We start from the raw sequence: 1042 nt of genomic DNA, 5'->3' as shown, positions 1-1042 counted from the left end.
TGATTGTTGCACCAACAAAGTAACCTTCTCCAACTTCTTCATTGATTTTACGACCATCTACTAGTAAAGTTGCTCCATCTGCTACACCACTATTAATATAGCCTAACACACGTTCTTTATGAGATTCACGGATTAATGGTCCAACATAATTATCTTCGTTGAAACCGTCACCTACTTTTAACTTCTTCGTTTCTGCTACTAATACATCAATGAATTCATCAGCAATTTCATCAACTACTGCTACTACTGAACATGCCATGCAGCGCTCTCCACTACTTGCAAACGCAGACCCAATTACACCTTGTACTGTTTTCTCAAGGTTGCAATCTGGCATAACAACCGCATGGTTTTTCGCACCTGCTAACGCTTGTACACGTTTACCATTTTTTGTACCAGTTTCATATACGTAGCGTGCCACTGGCTCAGAGCCAACAAACGAAACTGCTTGAATATCTTTATTTTCTAAAATACTATTTACAACATCTTTTCCGCCTTGTACTAAATTTAATACCCCTTTTGGAAAACCAGCTTCATAGAATAACTCTACAAGTCGCTCAGCTAAAAGTGGTGTTCTTTCAGATGTTTTTAATACGAATGTATTACCGCAAGCAATTGCAAGTGGGAACATCCATAACGGAATCATCATCGGGAAGTTAAACGGTGTAATACCAGCAACAACTCCGATTGGGTAGCGCCAAATCGATCCATCAATTCCACTAGCAATATTCGGAAGGGCTTGTCCCATCATTAAATTTGGTGCTGATGTTGCAAGTTCTACCGCTTCAATACCACGCTGTACTTCACCAGTTGCATCCGTTAGCGTTTTACCGTTTTCTAGCGTAATGATTTTTGCAAGCTCATCTTTATTTTCTTGTAACAGTTGTAGATATTTGTATAGTTGTCTTGAACGATTTGGAACTGGCACTTTAGACCATGTTTTATATGCCGCTTTTGCCGCTTCAACAGCTTTTTCAACATCTTCTTTTGGAGAAAGTGGAACGTAAGCGATGATTTTTCCAGTTGCCGGATTCGGAACCGCTTC

At 39.7% G+C, this 1042-nt stretch carries 1 protein-coding gene; it reads right to left on the bottom strand.

Features of this window, described 5'->3' with window-relative positions; translation table 11 throughout:
• The coding region (locus tag AC1DTM_RS27840) for an aldehyde dehydrogenase family protein (protein WP_477001412.1) at nt 1-1042 on the bottom strand (1042 nt) is incomplete at both ends.

The sequence above is a fragment of the Bacillus sp. P4_D3 genome (assembly GCF_056401855.1).
Note: the sequence above shows the minus strand (reverse complement) of the source record. Positions and strands in the feature narration are given on the sequence as shown.